General features: G+C 47.2%; 15 protein-coding genes. 10 read left to right on the forward strand and 5 right to left on the reverse strand.

The genetic code is table 11. The annotated features are described in order from the left end of the window. The 5 genes from BM293_RS09555 to BM293_RS09575 form a co-directional block, all read left to right on the forward strand. Positions 1–2,223: Ig-like domain-containing protein (locus BM293_RS09555; protein WP_143607764.1), on the forward strand; the 2,223-nt coding region annotated here is incomplete at its 5' end. A gap of 163 nt (positions 2,224–2,386) precedes the next feature. Further along, positions 2,387–5,371 carry a retention module-containing protein gene (locus tag BM293_RS09560; protein WP_093448944.1) on the forward strand — a complete coding sequence of 995 codons (2,985 nt, stop codon included), beginning with the start codon at positions 2,387–2,389 and terminating at the stop codon, positions 5,369–5,371. Positions 5,372–5,575: 204 nt separating this feature from the next. Further along, on the forward strand, positions 5,576–7,720 hold the full coding sequence (ovoA, locus tag BM293_RS09565) for a 5-histidylcysteine sulfoxide synthase (RefSeq protein ID WP_093448946.1): 2,145 nt from the start codon (positions 5,576–5,578) through the stop codon (positions 7,718–7,720). Next, the gene (locus BM293_RS09570) at positions 7,702–9,027 is read left to right on the forward strand and encodes a PatB family C-S lyase (protein WP_093448949.1); all 1,326 of its coding nucleotides are present in this window, start codon (positions 7,702–7,704) and stop codon (positions 9,025–9,027) included. Before ovoA ends, BM293_RS09570 begins: the two co-directional genes overlap by 19 nt. Continuing rightward, the gene (locus BM293_RS09575; protein WP_093448951.1) at positions 9,020–9,820 is read left to right on the forward strand and encodes an SDR family NAD(P)-dependent oxidoreductase; all 801 of its coding nucleotides are present in this window, start codon (positions 9,020–9,022) and stop codon (positions 9,818–9,820) included. The genes BM293_RS09570 and BM293_RS09575 overlap by 8 nt, the downstream gene beginning before the upstream one ends. 36 nt (positions 9,821–9,856) lie before the next feature. Here BM293_RS09575 and adk read toward each other — a convergent pair whose 3' ends face one another. The 3 genes from adk to BM293_RS09590 form a co-directional block, all read right to left on the reverse strand. Beyond that, positions 9,857–10,504: an adenylate kinase gene (gene adk / locus BM293_RS09580; protein WP_093448954.1), complete on the reverse strand. Its 648-nt coding sequence runs from the start codon at positions 10,502–10,504 to the stop codon at positions 9,857–9,859. Positions 10,505–10,520: 16 nt separating this feature from the next. Next, positions 10,521–12,953, reverse strand: coding sequence for a penicillin-binding protein 1A (locus tag BM293_RS09585; RefSeq protein ID WP_093448956.1), 2,433 nt, complete (start codon positions 12,951–12,953; stop codon positions 10,521–10,523). A 135-nt stretch (positions 12,954–13,088) separates the two neighbouring features. Beyond that, a complete protein-coding gene (locus tag BM293_RS09590; RefSeq protein ID WP_093448959.1) occupies positions 13,089–13,319 on the reverse strand; it encodes a hypothetical protein in 231 nt (76 codons plus the stop codon). A gap of 199 nt (positions 13,320–13,518) precedes the next feature. Here BM293_RS09590 and rph point away from each other — a divergent pair, with 199 nt between their 5' ends. From rph to BM293_RS09610, 4 genes are read left to right on the forward strand one after another with little or no spacing between them, the layout of a single operon-like run. Continuing rightward, positions 13,519–14,256, forward strand: a complete 738-nt coding sequence (gene rph, locus BM293_RS09595) for a ribonuclease PH (RefSeq protein ID WP_093448961.1) — start codon at positions 13,519–13,521, stop codon at positions 14,254–14,256. Then, on the forward strand, positions 14,253–14,843 hold the full coding sequence (rdgB, locus tag BM293_RS09600) for an RdgB/HAM1 family non-canonical purine NTP pyrophosphatase (protein ID WP_093448964.1): 591 nt from the start codon (positions 14,253–14,255) through the stop codon (positions 14,841–14,843). The genes rph and rdgB overlap by 4 nt, the downstream gene beginning before the upstream one ends. Before the next feature lie 16 nt (positions 14,844–14,859). Continuing rightward, positions 14,860–16,128: a radical SAM family heme chaperone HemW gene (gene hemW / locus BM293_RS09605; RefSeq protein ID WP_093448967.1), complete on the forward strand. Its 1,269-nt coding sequence runs from the start codon at positions 14,860–14,862 to the stop codon at positions 16,126–16,128. 37 nt (positions 16,129–16,165) lie between these two features. Further along, a complete protein-coding gene (locus BM293_RS09610; RefSeq protein ID WP_093448969.1) occupies positions 16,166–17,920 on the forward strand; it encodes an AsmA family protein in 1,755 nt (584 codons plus the stop codon). 16 nt (positions 17,921–17,936) lie between these two features. Here the strand turns inward: BM293_RS09610 and BM293_RS09615 are convergent, their stop codons facing one another. Then, complete coding sequence (locus BM293_RS09615) at positions 17,937–19,268, reverse strand: DEAD/DEAH box helicase (RefSeq protein WP_093448972.1); 1,332 nt, start codon at positions 19,266–19,268, stop codon at positions 17,937–17,939. A gap of 166 nt (positions 19,269–19,434) precedes the next feature. On the opposite strand from BM293_RS09615, the gene BM293_RS09620 reads away from it, so the two are divergent. Next, complete coding sequence (locus BM293_RS09620; RefSeq protein WP_093448975.1) at positions 19,435–19,953, forward strand: hypothetical protein; 519 nt, start codon at positions 19,435–19,437, stop codon at positions 19,951–19,953. Between the two features lie 3 nt (positions 19,954–19,956). On the opposite strand, the gene BM293_RS09625 is transcribed toward BM293_RS09620, so the two are convergent. Next, entirely contained in the window at positions 19,957–20,589 is a 633-nt protein-coding gene (locus BM293_RS09625; protein ID WP_234968978.1) for a hypothetical protein, read from the reverse strand. Positions 20,590–20,614 lie beyond the last annotated feature (25 nt).

The raw sequence follows: 20,614 nt of genomic DNA on the forward strand, positions 1-20,614 counted from the left end.
GCGGGCAATAACGGTACGGGTGACAGTGCAGAGATTACGGTTGATACTCTAGCCCCAAGTCTTGAAATCAGTATTAATGAAGACGCTAGTGTAGTGACCTTCACGTTCAGTGAAGAAGTGACGGGCTTTGATGCAACGGACATCGATGTTGATAACGGTACGATTGCTAATCTGACTACCAGTGACAACATTACGTGGACAGAGGAATTAACACCGGCTGCGGACTTTGAAGGTGATGTGGTTGTTAGCGTAGAAAATGACAGCTACACAGATCTAGCGGGCAATAACGGTACGGGTGACAGTGCAGAGATTACTATCCTCCCAACCCCAATCGTTTCTCTAGAAGTTAACTCGGTGTATGGTTTTGAAACTGCGTTAATTGATGATATTGCCAGCTTAGGGGTCGGTGGTTCAGGTAGTGGTATTATTAACGACACTAACGTTCCAGTTGATACGTCCGGTGATATTGTTCTTGACTTTGGTGTCGCTAATGCGGGTCAAACCATTACCTTCTCCTGGACACAACAAGCTAAAGGTGGTTGGGAAAATGGCGAACCTGGGACTCGTGCAGGAACTAGAGATACCTTTAAGGTTTTTGTAAATGGAGTTGAGGAATACGAAACATCTTGGTACGACCCTGCAAATAACAACAATACTGTTTTTGCTCCTGAAAATCAGTCTCTAACCATTGTTTTGGATGATGACGGTAAAGCTACTATTCGTTTTGATGTTGCTTCTACACATCCTGATGAAATAGTTGATATTTCAAATATTACGGCAGTTCTCGTTACTCAGACGTTAATTCATGAAGTATCTATCGAAGGAACCATTAGTTCGGGTGAAATTGATTACTATGTTGTTAACGTAGATGGTGGTGTATTGTTGTTTAACGGTAATGCGATGCAAGCTGAGCCTGATGGAAGCTACAAAGTGTTACCAGCACAGCTGGGTAGCTTAACTGTACGTGACTTAGGTGATCCTGATTTCAGTGTTACGGCTGTTGCGGTCAGTGATCAAGGTGTTGTCAGTCAACCGGCTGAAGTCACAGTAGTTATTGCCGACATTCCATTACCTGAATTCGATGCCGTATCAATTGACAACCTAACAACTCTTTCTGAAGTGGGTGTCAATATTGTAGAGCCTGTGTTTAATGGCTTGGGTGATAACGACTTTGCGGTTAGTAACGTTGCTGTAGATACAAACAATCCTGATGATTCTATAAGAGGTAGAGATTTAGTGGTGGGTTCATCAGTCGGAGCCACTCGGAATTTATCCGTGGTTTCTCTGGTTGACAGCAATGAAACTAATTATTTGCAGGTCGGTGATGTTTATCAGCTGAACTGGGAAGTCATGACTAATTCAAATTGGTTTTGGGGCGATACCTGGGATTCAATAACTATGACAGGGACAATTACTCGCTCTGACAAGTCTGGAAATGCGGATGTGGTTATTTTTACCGGTAGCATTAACGGCCAAGCTGTAACACTTGTTATTGATAGTAATGGAATAGACACGAGAAACAATAAACGTTACGAAACTAATGATCAGGACATTAATACTGTTGTTGGATTCAGAGAAGTTGAGCTTTCTGGCCAGGCTGAGGCTGGTTCAGCTATTGAGTTGTTCGATGCATCTAATGCTTCAATTGGCACGACTGTGGCAGACACAAATGGTAACTGGACATTTAAAATTTCTCCTATAACCGCAGACACCGGTACGTATAAAGTTGAGGCAACCGACTTTATGGGTAACGTTACAGTTGATCAGAAAACTTTCTTGCTTGGTTCGCCTCAAGGAGAGACTTTGACGGGTACAGCGGGTGACGACATCATCTACGGTGGTGCTGGTAACGACACCATTATCGGCGGTGACGGGGATGACATTATCATCGGCGGGGCAGGAAATGACATCCTAACTGGCGGTGCGGGTAACGATGTCTTTAAGTGGAATTTCGGTGATCAAGGTGTGAACGGCTATGCCATTGACACAGTTACTGATTTCAATGTAGGCGCGAATCGTCTTGATTTATCGGATTTATTGCCTGATTTGAGAGAAACCAATATTGAAGACTATATTAATGTAGCGGTTGAAAACGGTGATACGACAATTAATATTTCTTCAACAGGAAACTTAAACAATATTGACCAGAAAATCGTTCTTCAAGGTGTTGAAATTCAACAGGGCGATTTACTTCAGTATTTGATTAATATTCCTCAAGACTAACCACCAGGCCTGGTATTAACCAGTGCCTCTTACCTTAACCCCGCTTGCCTTGGCCAGCGGGGTTTTTTTATTTTAAACCCCGTACTAAGGTCCAATATTCATTTGCTAGCAAATAGGTAAACTATAAGTAAGAAATATCTAGATACCGCTCAAGGAGAAAATCATGGAACCGATCATTGTTGTAAACAGTATCACTGGCCAAGCCGAAATTCGTAACGCCAATGGCGAGATCCAAGCGATTCAAGCAGGCGATAACCTTGCATTAGGCGATGTGTTGGTAATTAACCAAGACAGCATCGTGTTTTTAGATGTCGATGGCACGATTTTACCCTTTTATGGTGAGCTAGAAATAGATGTAGTAGCTAACATGCAGCCAACACAGACTTTCGATATTGATGATGTTGCGCTGAATGATCCAGCGGTAGCAGAAATGCTGGCGATTCTTGATGGCGAAGGTGATCTATTAGATGAATTAGAAGCACCGGCAGCGGGAGCAGGTGTTGATGAAGACGGCGTGGACGATAGTTTAGTGCGCCTAGTTCGTGTTGCCGAAACGACAGATCCGCTAGTATTTGAAAGTTTTGCGTCTGAAGATGCGACTACTCCAACTTTTGATCCTGTTATAGCTACAGCGTTAGATACAGATGAAGAAGAAACAGCAGTAGTTATTATTCCTTCAAGTATTGATGTAGCTATGGCAGATGTTTATAGCGGCAACATGTTTGCTGTTCCAGTAACTGGAACCACTACTGGGGTTGCAGCAGGTTCAACAGTAATCATTACGGTAACTGATAACTTTGGTAACAGTGTAAATGGGTCGGCTATTGTTAATGAGGATGGCAGTTATTCAACAAATATCGATTTTTCGAATCCAAGCCCAGGCTCAGATAGTGAGCCTTTTATTGGTGAGCAGTCCATTGATCAAGAACCTCTACTTGTGATTCAACCACCCTCACAGCCATTTTTGTTTGATGGGCCGTTAACTGTTATTGCAGAGGTTGAAGATTTAAACCTTGTTGTAATCAACGCTGATAATACAGCGATGATGGATACTTTTGTTAATACGCCGACCATTGTGTTGGATAGCGATACCGGTGTGAGTGCAGAAGACGGTATTACCAACATAGGTACTTATACAGTTGGCGAGATTGAAGAAGGTGCAACGGTTGAGTACAGCGTAGATAGAGAGACTTGGACAACGCAAGCCCCAGTTGCGCAAGAGGGTGCAAATACGATCTATGTACGTCAAACAGATGTAGCGGGCAATGTATCAGAGACAGCGGAATTAACCTTTACGTTGGATACTCTTATCAATCTTGAGAATGACTCAAATACTGTTGTGTTTAGCGGTGAAGTTGAAAGTCAGTCTGGGCTCTTAGCCAATGACGATGAAGATGTAATTGCCGTTACGTCGGTTAATGGTAAGCCGGTGGGGTCTGAACCAGTGGTTGTAAATGGCAACTTTGGTACCCTTACTGTTAACAGTGATGGCTCATACAGCTATCAATCTACAGCGGAAATAAAGCTCTACGGGTTTAATGATGGTGACAGCAAATTAGAGGATGGCTCAATATTAAATATGTTAACACCACAAGCTATGCACGAGGTGTCCTTCCAAAGGGATGGCGTAGGTGTTAAAGGAACGGGTAGGTACTCATCACATGGTGCCCCAAACCAGATCATTGATACAGGCAACGCATTAGTTGCTGATTTAGGCGGCACGGCCACAAAAGCATCTTTTGATGTGACGCGTTTATTCAACGATGAATTTACCGGTGAATTGGGTAAATGGTACGCTTATAGTGCGGACGGAACGCGTGTTGGTTTGGGTGAGTTTGGGCGTGATGGTGAAAATGGCTTCACGTTTAAATCAGGAAGTAAACATGAGGGTACGGTTAATATTGAAATAGCGGGTGGCTTCCAATATCTTGCGTTCGAGGGATTGCCTTACGAAAATGTTACCAACTCTAGAGATGGTGGTGATTTCTTTGTAAGTAATATCCGTGTCGTTGACTCATTTGAATACACGGCTGTTGATGCGGCAGGCAATTCTAGTACCGCAACCCTAGATATTACTAAAACGCAGGTCCTGAAAGATTTAAAAAGTAGCCTACCGGAATTGCCTAATATATCTATTCCAGAAATTTCATTTGTTGTAACTAGCGAGGAAGTGAGCGATACAGCTACAATTTCATCAACTGCAAAACAAGTTTTAAACTATGGCGGTGGTAATGGTTCGAAAAAAACACATGAAATTAAGCTTGGTTCTGAAGCAGGTGAGATTAGTCTGAATATTAAATTGACTGGAAATGGCAATGCGACAGGTACGGTTAAATTTTATAAAGATGGCGTAGAAGTTGGTGAAACCCCTTTAGCTAATGGTAACCAATCCTATAGTGTCAATGGTGGCTTTGACTCCGTTTTAATCACCCATACTGGAACACCTGGAAATGGCAATTCTGCAATTCATTTAGAAGGGTATAGCGCCACTCTAGTTGCGTCTGGGTTTGTCAATACTATTACGATACAAGCAAGTGTCGATGGTGCGTTGTTGAGTGATGTCGAAGTAGCCGGTTTAACAGGTTTCAACGGAACTTATAGCTTGGCAGATGACGGTAGCTTGACTTACACATTTATTAGTGAAGAAGCGCTCACACCAGAGGATATTGCTGATATTACAGCCACAATCTCGGCATTAAATGAGGGCGGTGAAGTGCTAGCTACAACTACGACGAACGCAGCGGGTGATTTAACTATTGTAGGTGGTACAGGGAACGATGTTATCTCTGGTGGCGACGTGGATGACATCATTACTGGTGGTGCAGGTAACGATACATTAACCGGCGGAGCAGGTGATGATACGTTTGTTTGGAGATTATCAGATGTGTCTGAAACCGAGAAATTTGTTGATACCATCACCGACTTTGATAATGGAGCCAACAAGATTGATGTAACCGACTTATTGCCAGACTTAACAGCAGGCAATGTTAGTGAATTTATTACATTCAATGTTCAAGGTGGAAGTACTACGCTAAGCATTAAAACTGAAGAAGGTGGCCCAGTTGTACAAGAAATCGTATTGCAGGGTTATGAAGTTACTAGCCATGAGCAATTATTGAGTTATTTGGCTAACATCCCAACTGAGTAACACCAGGCCTGGTATTAACCAGTGCCTCTAACCTTAACCCCGCTTGCTTTGGCCAGCGGGGTTTTTTATGGGTATAGTTCTAACAACCCTTGCAAACACTGTGCAAATAGACTTAATTGCTAGCGCGCAATAAACCTTGTATAGATTTTGTATAACTTAGTCGTTACAATAGCTAAAATTTCGTATCTATAAGGAAATACTGTCATGCAGATGTCCCCCACACTAATCAGCCAGCCGGTTTTTCTAAATCAGGGTGAAGTCGAACAGAAACGTGCCGAAATTAAGGCCTACTTTAACCAAACCTGGGAAAACTACGAAAGTCTTTTTGAAACCTTGGTCAGTGACGAAACTTTTTATCTTCGCCCCTGTTCACTGCGCCACCCATTAATCTTTTATTTTGGTCATACCGCCACTTTTTTCACGAATAAGCTTGTGTTGGCAAAACTCTTGCCGCAACGGATTAATCCGAGCATTGAAGCACTTTGCGCCATAGGTGTCGATGAAATGTCTTGGGATGATCTTAACGATGCCCATTACGACTGGCCCAGTGTGGCAGCCGTGCGTGCTTATCGCAACGAGGTCAAAGAGGCGGTGAATGAGCTGATCGATCAGGTCGCCTTTAGCCTGCCGATTGATTGGCAGAGCCCGATGTGGCCGATTATGATGGGTATTGAGCATGAGCGTATTCACTTGGAAACATCTTCAGTGTTGATTCGTCAACTCCCAATTGATCAGGTAAAACCCCATCCGCTGTTTCCGATTTGTGCTGACCAGCAAGCTGCTGCCCCCACAAATCGTTTGCTCGCTGTACCGGCCGGTGAGGTCAAGATTGCCCATCAAGACCCCGCGCCCCACTATGGTTGGGATAATGAATATGGTCAGCATCAGGCTAATGTGCCTGCCTTTCAGGCCAGCGAGTTTTTGGTGTCTAATGCCGAGTTTTTGGCCTTTGTTGAAGCCGGTGGTTATAACACGGCGGAGTTTTGGGATGAAGAGGGCGATCGTTGGCGTCAATTTAGTCCGGTTAAACACCCTAGCTTTTGGGTGCGTAAAACCGAGGGCGATCAGCAGGCCTGGTATTTGCGGTGTATGACTGAGGAAATTCCGATGCCTTGGTCTTGGCCGGCCGAGGTGAATCATTTAGAAGCGGCGGCTTTTTGTCGTTGGAAAGCGGCACAAACCGGTCAGCCGATTCGTTTGCCCTCTGAAGATGAATATTTGCGTTTACGCGACCATACTCAAGCACAACAGCATTTAGCCCAGGCGAATATTAACTTGCAGCAAGCGGCCTCGTCTTGTCCGGTCACGCGTTGCAAACAAGGTGAGTTTTACGATGTGATTGGCAATGTTTGGCAGTGGACGGAAACGCCGATTCACCCGTTTGAGGGTTTTAAAGTGCATCCGCTTTATGACGACTTCACGACACCGACCTTTGATAACAAACACAATATTATTAAAGGTGGTTCGTGGATTTCGACTGGTAATGAAATTAACGGCAGTTCACGTTATGCGTTTCGTCGCCATTTTTTCCAGCACGCCGGTTTCCGTTATATTGCCTCGGATGCGCCAGTGCAGAAAGAGTTTTCGACCTATGAAACTGATAGCGCGGTGGCACAATATTGCGAATTCCATTTTGGTGACGAGTATTTTGGCGTGGCCAACTTCGCCAAAGCCTATGCCGATTTAGCTATCGGCTATGCCCAAACCGATGCGGATTTGGCCAAGCGCGAACATTTAAAAGTGCTAGAGGTAGGTTGTTCGGTTGGACGTGCAAGTTTTGAATTAGCCAAGCATTTTGAGCGGGTCGTCGGTTTAGACTTTTCCGCGCGCTTTATTAATGTCGCTAACCAATTGCAAACCACCGGCCAGCTGCGCTATACCTTGCCGATTGAAGGCGAGATTATGGATTTTAAAGAAACCACTTTGGCACAGTTGGGTTTAAATGAGGTGGCAAGTCGTTGTGAGTTTTTACAGCAAGATGCGACGAATATGAAACCGATTTTTAGTGGTTATGACATGATTGTGGCGATGAACTTAATTGATCGTTTGTATGAGCCGAAGAAGTTTTTAACGGATGTCGCTGGCCGTCTGAATAGCGGTGGCTTATTGATGCTTGGCTCGCCTTACACCTGGTTAGAAGAGTTTACGCAAAAAGCCCATTGGTTGGGTGGTTACAAGGATGCCCAGTCGGGAGAAAATGTGACCACTTTAGAAACCTTGCACGCTTTGTTGAGTAAAGATTTTGAACCGGTCGGCGAACCACAAGACTTGCCGTTTGTGATTCGTGAAACCGCGCGTAAATATCAACATACTGTGAGTCAAGTGACCCTGTGGAAGAAGAAAGCCTAACAACTGACATCAATGCAGGCATTAGTGCAGAACTCAGCGCGGCCTATATTCGAGATTTTTTTACCCAGCCGATTGATCGCAGCGATAGCGGGGCGGAGAAGTATGATTTGCGCGCACACTTATTTGGTCGCGCAGATGTGTTACCCATGTGGGTGGCGGATCAAGACTTGCCGACCCCGCCGTTTATTATCGCGGCATTGCAACGGCGTTTGATGCATCCGATTTTAGGCTATACCCATACCTCAGATCGTTTGTGTGCCAGCGTCGTAAACTGGCAAGCCCAATATGGTTATGAGGTGGATCCTGCCGCTCTGGTGTTTACGCACAATGTGGCTAATGGCTTGTTTTTAGCCGTGCAGGCGCTCAGTCGTCCGGGTGAGGGGGTGGTGATTATGCCGCCGATTTATCCGCCGTTTGAGCAAGCGATTAGCCGTAATGATCGCCAGGTGGTAGCGGTGCCGTTGCTGTATCAGCCAAGTGTCGATCAGTTATCTAATCCTCAAGCATCCCAGGCAACGGATTCGAGTGACAGTTATCGTTTTGATTTAGCAGGCCTGGCACAAGCTTTTGCTCGTGATGATGTCAGTTTGTGTTTGTTGTGTAATCCGCATAATCCAAGTGGACGCGTCTGGTCGCGCGCAGAATTGGCGCAACTTGCCGAACTAGCCTTGGCGCATGATGTGATACTGGTGTCTGATGAAATCCATGGCGATTTAACCTTGCCGCCCAATCAACATTGTCCGTTGGCCAGTTTAAGTCCGGCGGTGGCGCAGCAAACGGTTACACTCAGCTCGCCTGGTAAAACTTTTAACTTAGCCGGCCTGCAAATAGGCTATGCGATCGCGGCTAATCCCGTGCATCGTAACGCACTGCAAGTTGCAGCGTCTAGGGTCAAGATTGACGAGCTGAATCTGTTTGCGATGGTGGCGCTAGAGGCGGCCTATACGGACGATGGCAAGATTTGGCGGGATGCGCTATGCCAGCATATTCTCGCCAATATAGCGCGTTTACGTCAGGCTTTGGCTGAGCTGTGTCCCGCGGTGCGGGTCATCCAACCTCAGGCGTCTTATCTTGTTTGGTTAGACTTTAATCCGCTCACTCCAAGTCAATTTGCTGACCATGCGGCTTTGCAGGCCTGGTTAATCAATGACGCTAAATTGGGGTTAAATAACGGCTTGAGTTACGGCGAAGTCGGGCAAGGTTTTATGCGCATTAATCTGGCCGTACCCCCTTCAACGCTTGAGCAGGCCTGCTCGCAGTTACGCCAGGCGTTTGGCATAACCTTAACAAGGACCGATGATGACTAATATGACACGCTATCCAGAACTAGCCGGAAAACGGGTATGGATCACTGGCTCGTCCAGTGGTATCGGCGCGGGTATGGCAAAAATCTTAGCGCAGCAAGGTTGTAAGCTGGTGTTGCATTATTGTCGCAACGAGGCCGGTGTGCAACAAACCCTTAAAACCGTGGCTGAATTGGGTGCGGAAGTTGAAGTGGTTTGGGGCGATTTTAGTGATTACGCCAGTTTGCCTGCGGTCTTTGAGCAGGCCTGGTCAGCATTCGATGGCTTGGATGCACTAATCAATAATGCCGGCATTGTCACGAAATCAACCGCATTAAAAGATGAAACCGGCGAGGCCTTTAATCGGACAATTGCCGTTAATTTACAAGCACCTTATCGGTTAAGTACCGCTTTTGCTAAAGCTTGTATTGAAGCCAAACAAACGGGCGTGATTATTAATAATTCTAGTATTCACGGCCAACAAACCTGCGAGTGGTTCAGTGCCTATGCGGCGTCTAAAGCCGGTTTAGATGCGATGATGAAAGTCATGGCGGTGGAATGGGGGCCGAAAGGCATTCGGGTCAATAGTTTAGCGCCAGGCGTCGTACCCGTTGAGCGCACGGCGAAGATTTTGGCGGAACCTAAAATGGCGGCAACCTGGACGAAAGCGATGCCCTTGCAGCGCTATGGTCATGTCGATGATATGGGTTGGGCGACGGCGTTTTTAATCAGTGATTCGGCGGCCTGGATGACCGGTTCAGTGTTGACGGTAGATGGCGGTTTAATTGCCAGAGGGGGTTACCCAGCTCGTGAATGAGCTGGGTTTATGTGGTTTAAAGCTAGCGATGGAGTCTTATGCTAACTGATCTAAAATTTTGCTTTGCACTTGATCAATCGGTTGGGTGCCATCAACTTTGATGTAACGTAATGCGGTATTTTTAGCCGCTGCCGCCTGATAATAATCAACTAAAGGCGCAGTTTGCTGGTGGTAGACTTTTAAGCGGTCAAGGACCACCTCTGGCTTGTCATCGTCACGCTGGATCAGTGGTTCACCGGTTTGATCATCACAATCGGCCACTTTCGGCGGATTATAGACGATGTGGTAAGTGCGACCTGATGGTGCATGGCAACGACGGCCTGACATACGCTCGACAATCACTTCATCTGCGACATCAATTTCAATCACCCCATCAATGGCTACACCTGCGTCAGCTAAGGCATCGGCTTGTGGTACGGTGCGTGGAAAACCATCTAACAAAAAACCATTGGCACAATCGCTTTGGGTAATGCGTTCTTTAACCAAGCCAATAATAATCTCGTCGGTGACCAGCTTACCTTCATCCATAAATGATTTTGCCAGTTTGCCCAGTTCAGTGCCTTGGGCAATCGCGGCGCGTAACATATCACCGGTTGAAATTTGCGGGATGCTAAAGTGCTGAGTTAAAAACTGGGCTTGGGTGCCTTTGCCTGCGCCAGGTGCGCCAAGTAAGATTAATTTCATAGATCCGTCCTTCTTGTTAGTGGAATAGTTCTCGGGTTAAGTCGCGTAAATTATCCGGACGCATGACCGGGATTTCCGGTGCTTGATCAGGATAAAAAAGTTCAAAGTAAGCACCAGGGGTGTCGGCAGGTACAGCTTGACCGGTCGTGCGATCAATCGGTACATAGACTAAACCTTCAGGTTGTAAAAACGGCACGTTGGGTGAATCAGCCGTTGCATAACGCATATAGTCTATCCAAATCGGCAGGGCTGCGCGCCCTGCCGTTTCGCGTCGTCCTAAACTTGAAGGTTGATCATTGCCGACCCACACACTGGTTACTACATCAGGATTATAGCCAACAAACCAAGCGTCGAATTGTTGGTTAGTTGTACCGGTTTTGCCGGCAATATCTTGGCGATTGAGTGCGGCAGCCTGACGCCCCGTTCCTTGGGTAATGACATCTTGTAAAATAGAGGTGATTTTAAAGGCGTTTTGTTGTGAAATAGCACGTGGTGCAATACCCGGATCGCGCTCATCGCACTGGATGCCACAGGCTTGAAGTGGGTTAGCTTGGTATATAACGCGACCATGAAAATCCCGGACTTCACGTATAAAAAAGGGCTCAACTAAAAAACCGCCATTGGCAAATACGCCATAAGCCCGCGCCGCCTCTAGGGGAGTGAATTGGGCTGAACCCAATGCCAATGACAGGTTGCGATGACGATTAAGTTCTTCATTATCAAAGCCAAACAGCCTAGAGTGTTCAATAATCGGTGTAACGCCGACCTCTTGGAGAACCCGAATAGGTACCAGGTTGCGTGAATGAATCAAGGCTTCACGTATCCGCGTGGGGCCATAAAAACGTCCGGTGTAGTTTTCAGGGCGCCAAATATCTTCGAGAGCCGCATCGTGAAACACGACCGGTGCATCGTTGATAACGGTCGCTGCAGTCATACCTAGTTCAAAGGCACCTGAGTAAAGAAATGGCTTATAGGCCGAGCCCAGTTGGCGTTTTGCTTGGGTGATGCGATTAAAGCGGCTTTTGAAAAAATCAAACCCGCCAACAAGGGCTAATATTTCGCCATTGCGAGGGTTGAGTGCGACCAACGCGGCTTCAGCTTGGGGGCTTTGTGCGAGTAGCCAGTCAGCATGCCCTTGTTCATTATCTTGCTTAACAACATAAATGAGGTCACCGGGTTGGATAATTTGTGCGAGTTGCGTCGGGACAGGGCCTAATCGATTTAATCCGCGATGGGCTCGAGCCCAATCAGCCTGCGCAAAATTTAAACTAATGGTTTCGCCGTTGCGAAGTTGTAATTGTGCGGTATTGTCTTCTAAGGACGTCACGAGCGCAAGGCGCAGACCGCCAGGCTGAGGATGTTCGCGCATGAGCGAATGAATAGCCTCGGGGTCGTTGAGTTGTTCAGGATTTAGCTGAGCAACATGCCCACGATAGCCATGACGGCGATCATATTCTAACAACCCTGCACGTACGGCATGATTGGCTTGGTCTTGGTGGTCACTACGGATCGTGGTTCTAATAGTTAACCCTTGTTCTAAGGCGCTTTCACCAAAACGTTCTAGGGCAAATTGGCGCGCCATTTCGGCAACATAGCCGGCTTCGGTTTCAATTCTTACCCCGCGGAGCGTCACTTCGATCGGTTCTGCTTGAGCAGCAACAAACTGCGCATCGCTGATGTAGCCGAGTTCATGCATCCGTCGCAGCACATAGTTGCGGCGGATGGTCGCGCGTGCGGGATTAGCAATGGGATTAAAAGCGGATGGCGCTTTAGGCAGGCCTGCTATCATCGCAAACTCATGAATGTCAAGTTCATGAAGCGGTTTACCATAGTAGGTATTGGCTGCTGCAGCGACACCATAAGAACGGTGGCCCAAGAAAATCTGGTTTAAATAGAGTGCCATGATTTCTTGTTTGGTGAGTGATTGCTCGATTTTAAAGGACAGAATGATTTCATTGAATTTACGCTGAAACGAGCGATCACGGGTTAAAAAGAAATTACGTGCGACCTGCATGGTAATGGTTGAGCCACCGGATTGAATACTGCCGGTCGAAATAAGCTCAAAGGTTGCGCGTGCAATGCCTCGTGGGTCAATGCCAAGGTGCTGATAAAAGCGTTCGTCCTCAGCTGCAATGACAGCCTGAATCATCCGTATTGGAATGTCGGGATAGTCAAGCGGAATACGTCGTTTTTCACCAATTTCGGTAATCACCTTACCGTCACTGGTTTCGATTCTGAGCGGCACTTGATAACTGACATTTTTAAGGCTATTGGGATCGGGTAGCTGATGGTAGAGGTAGGTTGCATAACCTAACACGATGACGGCTAAAACAAGAGCCAAATACAATGGCCAGAGTAACAAACGGCGTAACCAGCGTTTTGGAACCGGCTTTACCCGTTTTGGGGGTTGAGGCGCATGGCCGTTACTTGGCGCAATGGGTTTTGGCATAACAAGTGGGTGCTATCTTATAAAAAAAATTAATCTTGATTGCATTATAACCCTAGACCCATTAACAAAAAACGGGAAGTTTCAAAATTGAACACTTCCCGTTTTTCTTATAAACCATTACTGGGCAAAGAAAATTTATGAACGTTTTTTGTAGCGCCCGGTTTTAATGTCGCTATACATTAGGAATAAATTACCACCCACAATAAATGCGGCGGCTGCAATTACACCAAAAATACCGATTGCAACGAGCAATGATTGAGGGAGTAGATTAAAGTATATACCCATAAATACAGCAAAAGGTAATACAAACATTATGACAAAGCCTAATAGGAAATTAACAAGATTTTTAGCTGTTGAGTCTTTCATTTTTGCCTCTAAATAGTAAATGAAGAAATAGATTGAATATTTGAAAAGAAATATACCGCTCTTTAGGCTTAGTTACAAATAAAAGCATTTTATCGCTATGAGTAAAATTAGCTTGTTTATCGCGCAGTGGGTTTCAATGACTTCGTTTATAATGGCGCGGTTTTATTTACTCAAAATGCAGTTTTGCTAAAGGATGGCCATGCGACCGAGTGGACGAGCCGCAGAAATAATTCGTGATATTTCTTTTATACCTGATTTTACCTGCCATGCAGAGGGATCTGTTCTGGTGAAGTGTGGCAATACGCAGGTACTGTGTAATGTGAGTGTAGAAAACGCAGTACCGTCTTTTTTAAAAGGCCAAGGCCAGGGTTGGATCACAGCGGAGTATGGCATGTTACCGCGTTCGACTCATACTCGCATGCGTCGCGAAGTGACCGCTGGTAAAGCATCAGGGCGTACGCAAGAGATCCAACGCTTGATTGGACGCAGTTTGCGCGCGAGTACCAATCTTAATGCGCTAGGTGAGCGTACCTTTAAGATTGATTGTGATGTATTGCAAGCCGATGGCGGTACCCGTACCGCAGCAATTAATGGTGCTTATGTTGCGTTGGTCATGGCGATAACACGCTTACAAGCCAGTGGTGAGTTAGTTGAAGACCCGATTCGTCATGCGATTGGGGCGATTTCGGTGGGTGTCGTGCAAGGTGAGGTTGTGGCAGATTTAGACTATGCCGAAGATTCGCAAGCCGATACCGATATGAATTTGGTGATGACCGCAGCGGGTGAGTGTATTGAAGTACAAGGTACCGCTGAGCAGCAACCGTTTAATTTGCAGCAACTTAATGAAATGTTACGTTTAGGTCAGCAGGCGATTGCGCAGATTGCCGTCGTCCAGCAAGCCGCAATCAGCCAATGGCGTCAACAGGCAGGCTTATGATGAGTACCTTGGTGTTAGCTTCGAATAATCCCGGCAAAATTGCCGAGCTAAAAGCCTTGTTGCCTGGGCGCGATGTACGTCCGCAAGGAGAGTATTTTAGTGAAGAAGCGGTTGAAACCGGCCATAGTTTCATTGAAAACGCACTGATTAAAGCGCGTTATGCCGCCAGTCGTACCGGACTGCCCGCGATTGCGGATGACTCAGGTTTAGAAGTCACTGCGTTACAAGGCGAGCCGGGGATTTTCTCGGCGCGTTATGCCGGCCGGGGTGCGAATGACACTCAAAACCTCTATAAACTACTTGAAATGATGCATGATGTGCCGGATGGTGAGCGACAAGCCAGTTATTTTTGTGCAATGGTCGTGGTGCGTCACGCGCAAGACCCTACGCCGTTAATTGGGTTGGGTCGATGGCACGGCGAGATTTTACGCCAACCGGAAGGTAGTGGTGGGTTTGGTTATGATCCGGTGTTTTATTTGCCTAAATGGCAGTGCACAGCGGCGCAGTTATCGGCCGAGGTGAAAAACCAGCACAGTCACCGCGCGCAAGCCTTAAAAGCACTCGTCAGCCAGCTTTCGGTTGAATAACGGAGCGGGTGTCGTCATGGATAGCCTTGCCCACGCCCCAATGACCCCAGCAGATACTTGGGTTTTTAGCCCGCATATTCCACTCAGCCTATATATTCATTATCCTTGGTGTGTACAAAAGTGTCCTTACTGCGACTTTAATTCACACCAAGCGAAAGTAGCGAAAACGGCAGAAACAAGTACAGCCGAGCAAGAGCGTCTTTATTTAGACGCGGTGATTGCCCAGTTAACCGCCAGTTTGCCGTTGATTTGGGGTCGCCCCATTCAGTCCATTTTTTTTGGCGGCGGGACGCCGAGCTTAATGTCGGCAGCAGGCTTTAGTCATTTAATGACCCATGTTCGCCAACTGCTGCCGCTCGCTGCAGGCTGTGAAATCACCCTTGAGGCCAATCCGGGCACCGTTGATGAAGCAAAATTTGCAGCCTTTCATGCAGCGGGTGTTAATCGTTTGTCGATTGGCATTCAGAGCTTCAACCCTGAGCATCTTCAGGCGTTAGGGCGTATTCATGACGAGCAGCAGGCCTGGTCGGCGATTGCCACTGCTAAGGCAGTCGGCTTTGAGCGGATTAATCTCGATTTGATGTATGGTTTACCCAACCAAACGCTCGCACAAGCGCTAGATGATTTAGGGCAGGCCTTAGCCGCCGATACCGGTCACCTATCTCATTATCAATTAACCCTAGAGCCAAATACGCCCTTCTATCGCCAACCACCTGTGCTGCCGGATGATGATCATTGTTGGGAGATGCAAGAAGCCTGTCAGAGCCGCTTAGCCGCGGCGGGCTATCAACATTACGAAGTGTCCGCCTATGCTAAAGCGCAGCAGGCCTGCCAGCATAACCTGAACTACTGGCAGTTTGGCGACTATCTTGGCTTAGGTGCGGGTGCGCATGGTAAATTGACCTTTGTGAATGAGCAGGCTATTTGGCGCTCGCAAATGCCCAGCTCACCGGGGAGTTATATTCGTGAGGTGAATCAAGCGATGCAACAGGGGCTGGCAGCGCAGAATCCAAAACAGTTGGGGCGTTGGTGGCAGGTTGAGCCGGATGAACGGCTGTTTGAATTTATGTTAAATGGGTTAAGATTACAGCAAGGGTTTGATGTGTCCTTGATCAGTGAGCGCACTGGTTTAGTGGCGGATCATTGGGAAGCGCAACTTAATGAGTTGGCGCATCAGGGCTGGTTAACCCTATCACCTGCTGATGCGGCTATTACGGCGCGCAGGTTGAACCTGACCGAACAAGGACACCGTTATTTAAATAGTTTATTGGCCCAGTGGGTTTAGATGGGTTTCAGGATTTAATTAAGGCAAGGAGTGGGCTATGTCCGTAGCAGACGCAACATCCTCATCATCTGATTCATCGACACCGCAAACGCGACCACCGCGTCATCCGCTAGTGCGATGGTTTAAAGCGATTGCGATCATTATTGCTACCTTGATTATTTTTGTCGTCGCCGCATTTTATATTGCCTTGCATCTGATTGACTTTAATAAGTATCAGCCGCTGATTGCCAATGAGCTGAATCAGAAGCTAGGTATTGAGGCGGAATTTAATGGCGAAGTGCGCGCGCAAAAATGGCCGTTTGCCATCCAAGCTGATCAACTTAGCTTAAAGGGTGAATGGCAAGATTTTTGGTGGCATGCTGAAGTTGATGAAGTCACCATTAGGCTCTCACTAGGTGATTTAGTCCGTCAACAGCAGGCTAATCCTGTAGGGATTGAATGGCTGGTCAGCACACTCAGTTGGGGTGAAATCGGTCAAGAACAACCTATTGCCAGTATTAACGATTGGCAAGGCGCGGCAGGTATGAGCCAGCATGACCAGCAGGCCTGGTTCATTGATATGGAGTTTTATTTAGCCGAAAAATTACAGCGCATTCTGATTAATCCGTTGGCTTATGATAAAAGCACCCAAACGCTGAGCTGGCAAGAACTGGTGTGGCGACAAGGCCATCAAGCAGAGAAGGTGATGACAGCCGAAGGTTCGATCACTTGGCAGCCGACACTGAATTGGTCACTCAGTGCGCACCTTGTCAACTTGAACCCACGTGAGTTGACCGAAGTGTTGGGTGCCCATTGGCCTCACTTTGTCGCCGATGATGCCTTTACGCGTCTCAGTGGCCAACTTGACACGCGCGGTGAGCCGCAGGCCTGGTCATTGGACATGGCACCCTTATCCTTGGATCATACCGAGCTAACCGGGCAGATTGAGTTTAGAGACCAAGTTAAGCTGCAGTTAGCCTTAACGCTTGATGAGCTGGACATGGATTTTTACCGAGCGCATTCGAGTTTGCAGCCTGGTGAAACCTATTTGCCGATTGCCGTACCGGTGACCACGTTACGTGAAACCCCTTTTGAGGGTGAACTAGCGATTAATGCCCTTACATTATGGGGCGGTCTTTACCAGAATATTCAGGCCAAGATGAGTGGTGAAGCAGGCCTGGTGGAGCTTAATCCGTTGCGAGTCGATTTGTATCAAGGTCATTGGGCCGGGGATATGTTAATTGATGTGACCGGTGACACGCCTGCATTTGGGTTAAATTGGCACTGGCATGAGGTGATGTTAGGTGATTGGTTAGCGGCCATCATGGATTACCGTGATTTATCAGGGCAGTTGAATGGTCAAGCGACGATTCAAACCGCCGGTTCCAATGAGCAGGCACTCAAATATAATGCGCAAGGCCAGTTTGAATTGCAGTTGCTTAACGGCGAGTATCGCGGTTTGGATTTGAATCGTTTGCTCATGGCACAAATTCCACAAGCAGGGGATTCAACTGAATTTAGACAACTTGGTGTGGCAGGGCAAATAGTCGATGGGGTGATGACGGTGCGACCGATTAAGCTGCTATCGACGAACTTTGATATAAGCGGACGTGGGCAAGTTCACTTGCCGACCAGTCTAACGCGGGGACAACTCATCTTGGATTATAAGCAACCGCCCACGCCGCTCGGTTTTTTAGCTGGTGCTAAATTGCCGGTGGAGGTGGACGGACCTTTATTGGCCCCGCGTTGGTTTATTGATAGTCGTGAGGTGTTGCAGCACAACAATCTGCTAGACCTTTTTACCGGTCAGTAGACTGTTGCCGCGAAAACTAGCGGCTTGGCCAGCGACCGCGTTTAGCCGGTGCTTTGCCTGCTGAGGCCGAGTCACTGCCTTTGTTGCCTTGGCCACCACTGCGTCCACCACGCCCACCTGGCTTTCCTGCGCCAGTGCGACCATTAGCAGGCCTGCTGCTGGCCGCAGGTTTAGTACGACGTGGTTTGCGATCCAATGAGGTTTCAGGCACGGAATGATTGGGTTCAAAGCCATCTTCGAAGCGACGCGGTAATAGCTTACCGGTAAGATGCTCAATGCCAGCGAGGAGTTCGACTTCATCAGCACAGACTAAAGATAAGGCTTCACCTTTAGATCCGGCTCGGCCAGTACGGCCAATACGGTGTACATAATCTTCAGCCACGTTGGGCAAATCAATATTAATTACGTGGGGTAGTAGGTCAATATCAATGCCACGCGCGGCGATATCGGTCGCCACTAACACACGAATTTTATTGGCTTTAAAATCAGCCAGGGCTTTAGTCCGTGCGCCTTGGCTTTTGTTGCCATGTAACGCGGCCGCTGGAATGCCCGCACTAATGAGTTTTTCACAGATGCGGTTAGCGCCGTGCTTGGTTTTAGAAAAGGCTAGCACCTGTTGCCAGTTTTGCGAGGCGACTAAATGAATCAGTAATTCCGTTTTTTTGGCTTTATCGACTGGGATAACTGTTTGTAGCACTAGTTCAGTCGTGGTGTTAGGCGGGGTCACCGATACTTGTTTTGGTGCGTTCAAAAATTGATGCGCTAACTGCTTAATCGAATCTGAAAAGGTAGCCGAAAACATCAGTGTTTGACGTTTTTTGGGCAACAGCTTAGCAATACGCTTTAAATCATGGATAAAGCCCATGTCGAGCATCCGATCAGCTTCGTCTAGCACTAAGACTTCAAGCTGATCAAATTTAACGGCATTTTGTTGATGGAGGTCGAGTAAACGACCCGGTGTGGCGACCAAAATATCTAAACCTCGACGCAGTTTCATCATTTGTGGGTTAATGCTGACGCCACCAAATACTACCCCGGCCCGTAAGGGCAAATGTTGCCCGTAGTTGACCACGCTTTCATGGACTTGTGCGGCCAGTTCACGAGTGGGGGTTAAAATCAACGCGCGTACTTGATTGGGCTTGGCGGCTTGGCCGTCTTGTAAGCGATGGAGCAACGGCAGGGTAAAGCCGGCGGTTTTTCCGGTACCTGTTTGGGCAGCGGCCATTAAGTCGTCACCTGCAAGCACTAATGGAATCGCGGCTTGTTGAATCGGTGTGGGTTGGGTATAGCCTTCGTCGGCAATGGCTTGCACTAAAGCCGGATGGAGTGCGAGTTGATCAAATGTCATACTTAAGACCTATAATGAAGCGATCTGAAGTGCATGCAAACCAAACCGCGATGAAAAGAGTGCCAAGCATACCCGATTTTGATTTAAAAAGCGTAAAATAAATCTGACTTAGGCTGGCTTAAGCCGAATAAGTGAGCAAAATTTAACATACTTGGGAGTGTCATGAATGAAAGCCGTTAAAACAGGTTTGCTAGCGTTGAGCTTAGGATTGGCGACCAGCTTATCCGCACAGGCGTTTACCGTCGAACTGGGTGATCCAGCGTGGGATGGTCAAAAGATTCCTGCAGGGATGCAGTGTCAAAAATTTGGTGGCGAACAACCTCGTTCACCGGCCTTGATGCTCAGCGATATTCCCGCTGATACCAACTTAATTATGTTTGAATACAGTGATCGCAGTTTTGCGCCGATGGATAATGGTGGTCATGGACGATTTGGATTTGCGTTGAATGTACCGGTCGAAAAGGTATGGGTGGAGCATGTGCCAGGGCATAGTTTTGAGTTACCCAAAGGATTCTTTTTAATTGAACCGCATCGCAATCCAAGTTGGGATATTGCTGGGGCCTATATGCCACCTTGCTCCGGTGGGCGCAATAACGAATATTACGTGACGGTAACGGCGGTTAAGTTTGATGGTGAATCAATGGAGAAATTAGCGACTCAAGTCCTAGAACTAGGCCGCTATTAGTCATCACTCGCCGTTAAAGGCGGCTAGGGGCTTAAAGCGTAAGATGTCATTGCTGCCTTCAAGGAGCAATAGCTCTAAGCCCTTATCAGGAAAATACCAATAGGCAATGCCATCGTCATCGGTGCGAATGGATGCTGGCGCGCCAAAGCGTTTTTCAATGGCCTCCGCGGTTAAACGACGACGAGGCACCATGGTGATTTCGCCAATCGGATAATTAAACAAATCTAAAGTATCTTGACTGTTTAGCAGCACTTCACGTGCACCCTGTTGTGATACAGTGATTCTGGCACCCCGCGCAAAATACTCATCAAGTTGTTGCGGAGTTAAATTGAGCTTTGCGACCAGTGCAGTATGAATGGTGCCGACATAGGCCGAATGTAAATAGGCTTCAGCAGAGCGCTCACCACTAGGCAATTCAAATAGCTTGACTTCGATATCGCGTCCATACAACTGACTGACCTCTCTAAGCGTCGATTCATTGAGGGTTAGACCCAGTGCGAGCACTTGTCCTTGTTCATTAACCGTTGCGTTCCAAGGTAAAATTGCACGATCATAATCACGCCCCTGTGGCACGATGTTCAGCAACAAGACAAACATGACCAGGGAGATAATAATCACCCAGGTCACTGGTCGCATAGATTTTAGCCGAGTGGTTATTTTA

The organism is Thiomicrospira sp. ALE5 (genome assembly GCF_900112445.1).
Taxonomy (GTDB): Bacteria; Pseudomonadota; Gammaproteobacteria; order Thiomicrospirales; family Thiomicrospiraceae; genus Thiomicrospira.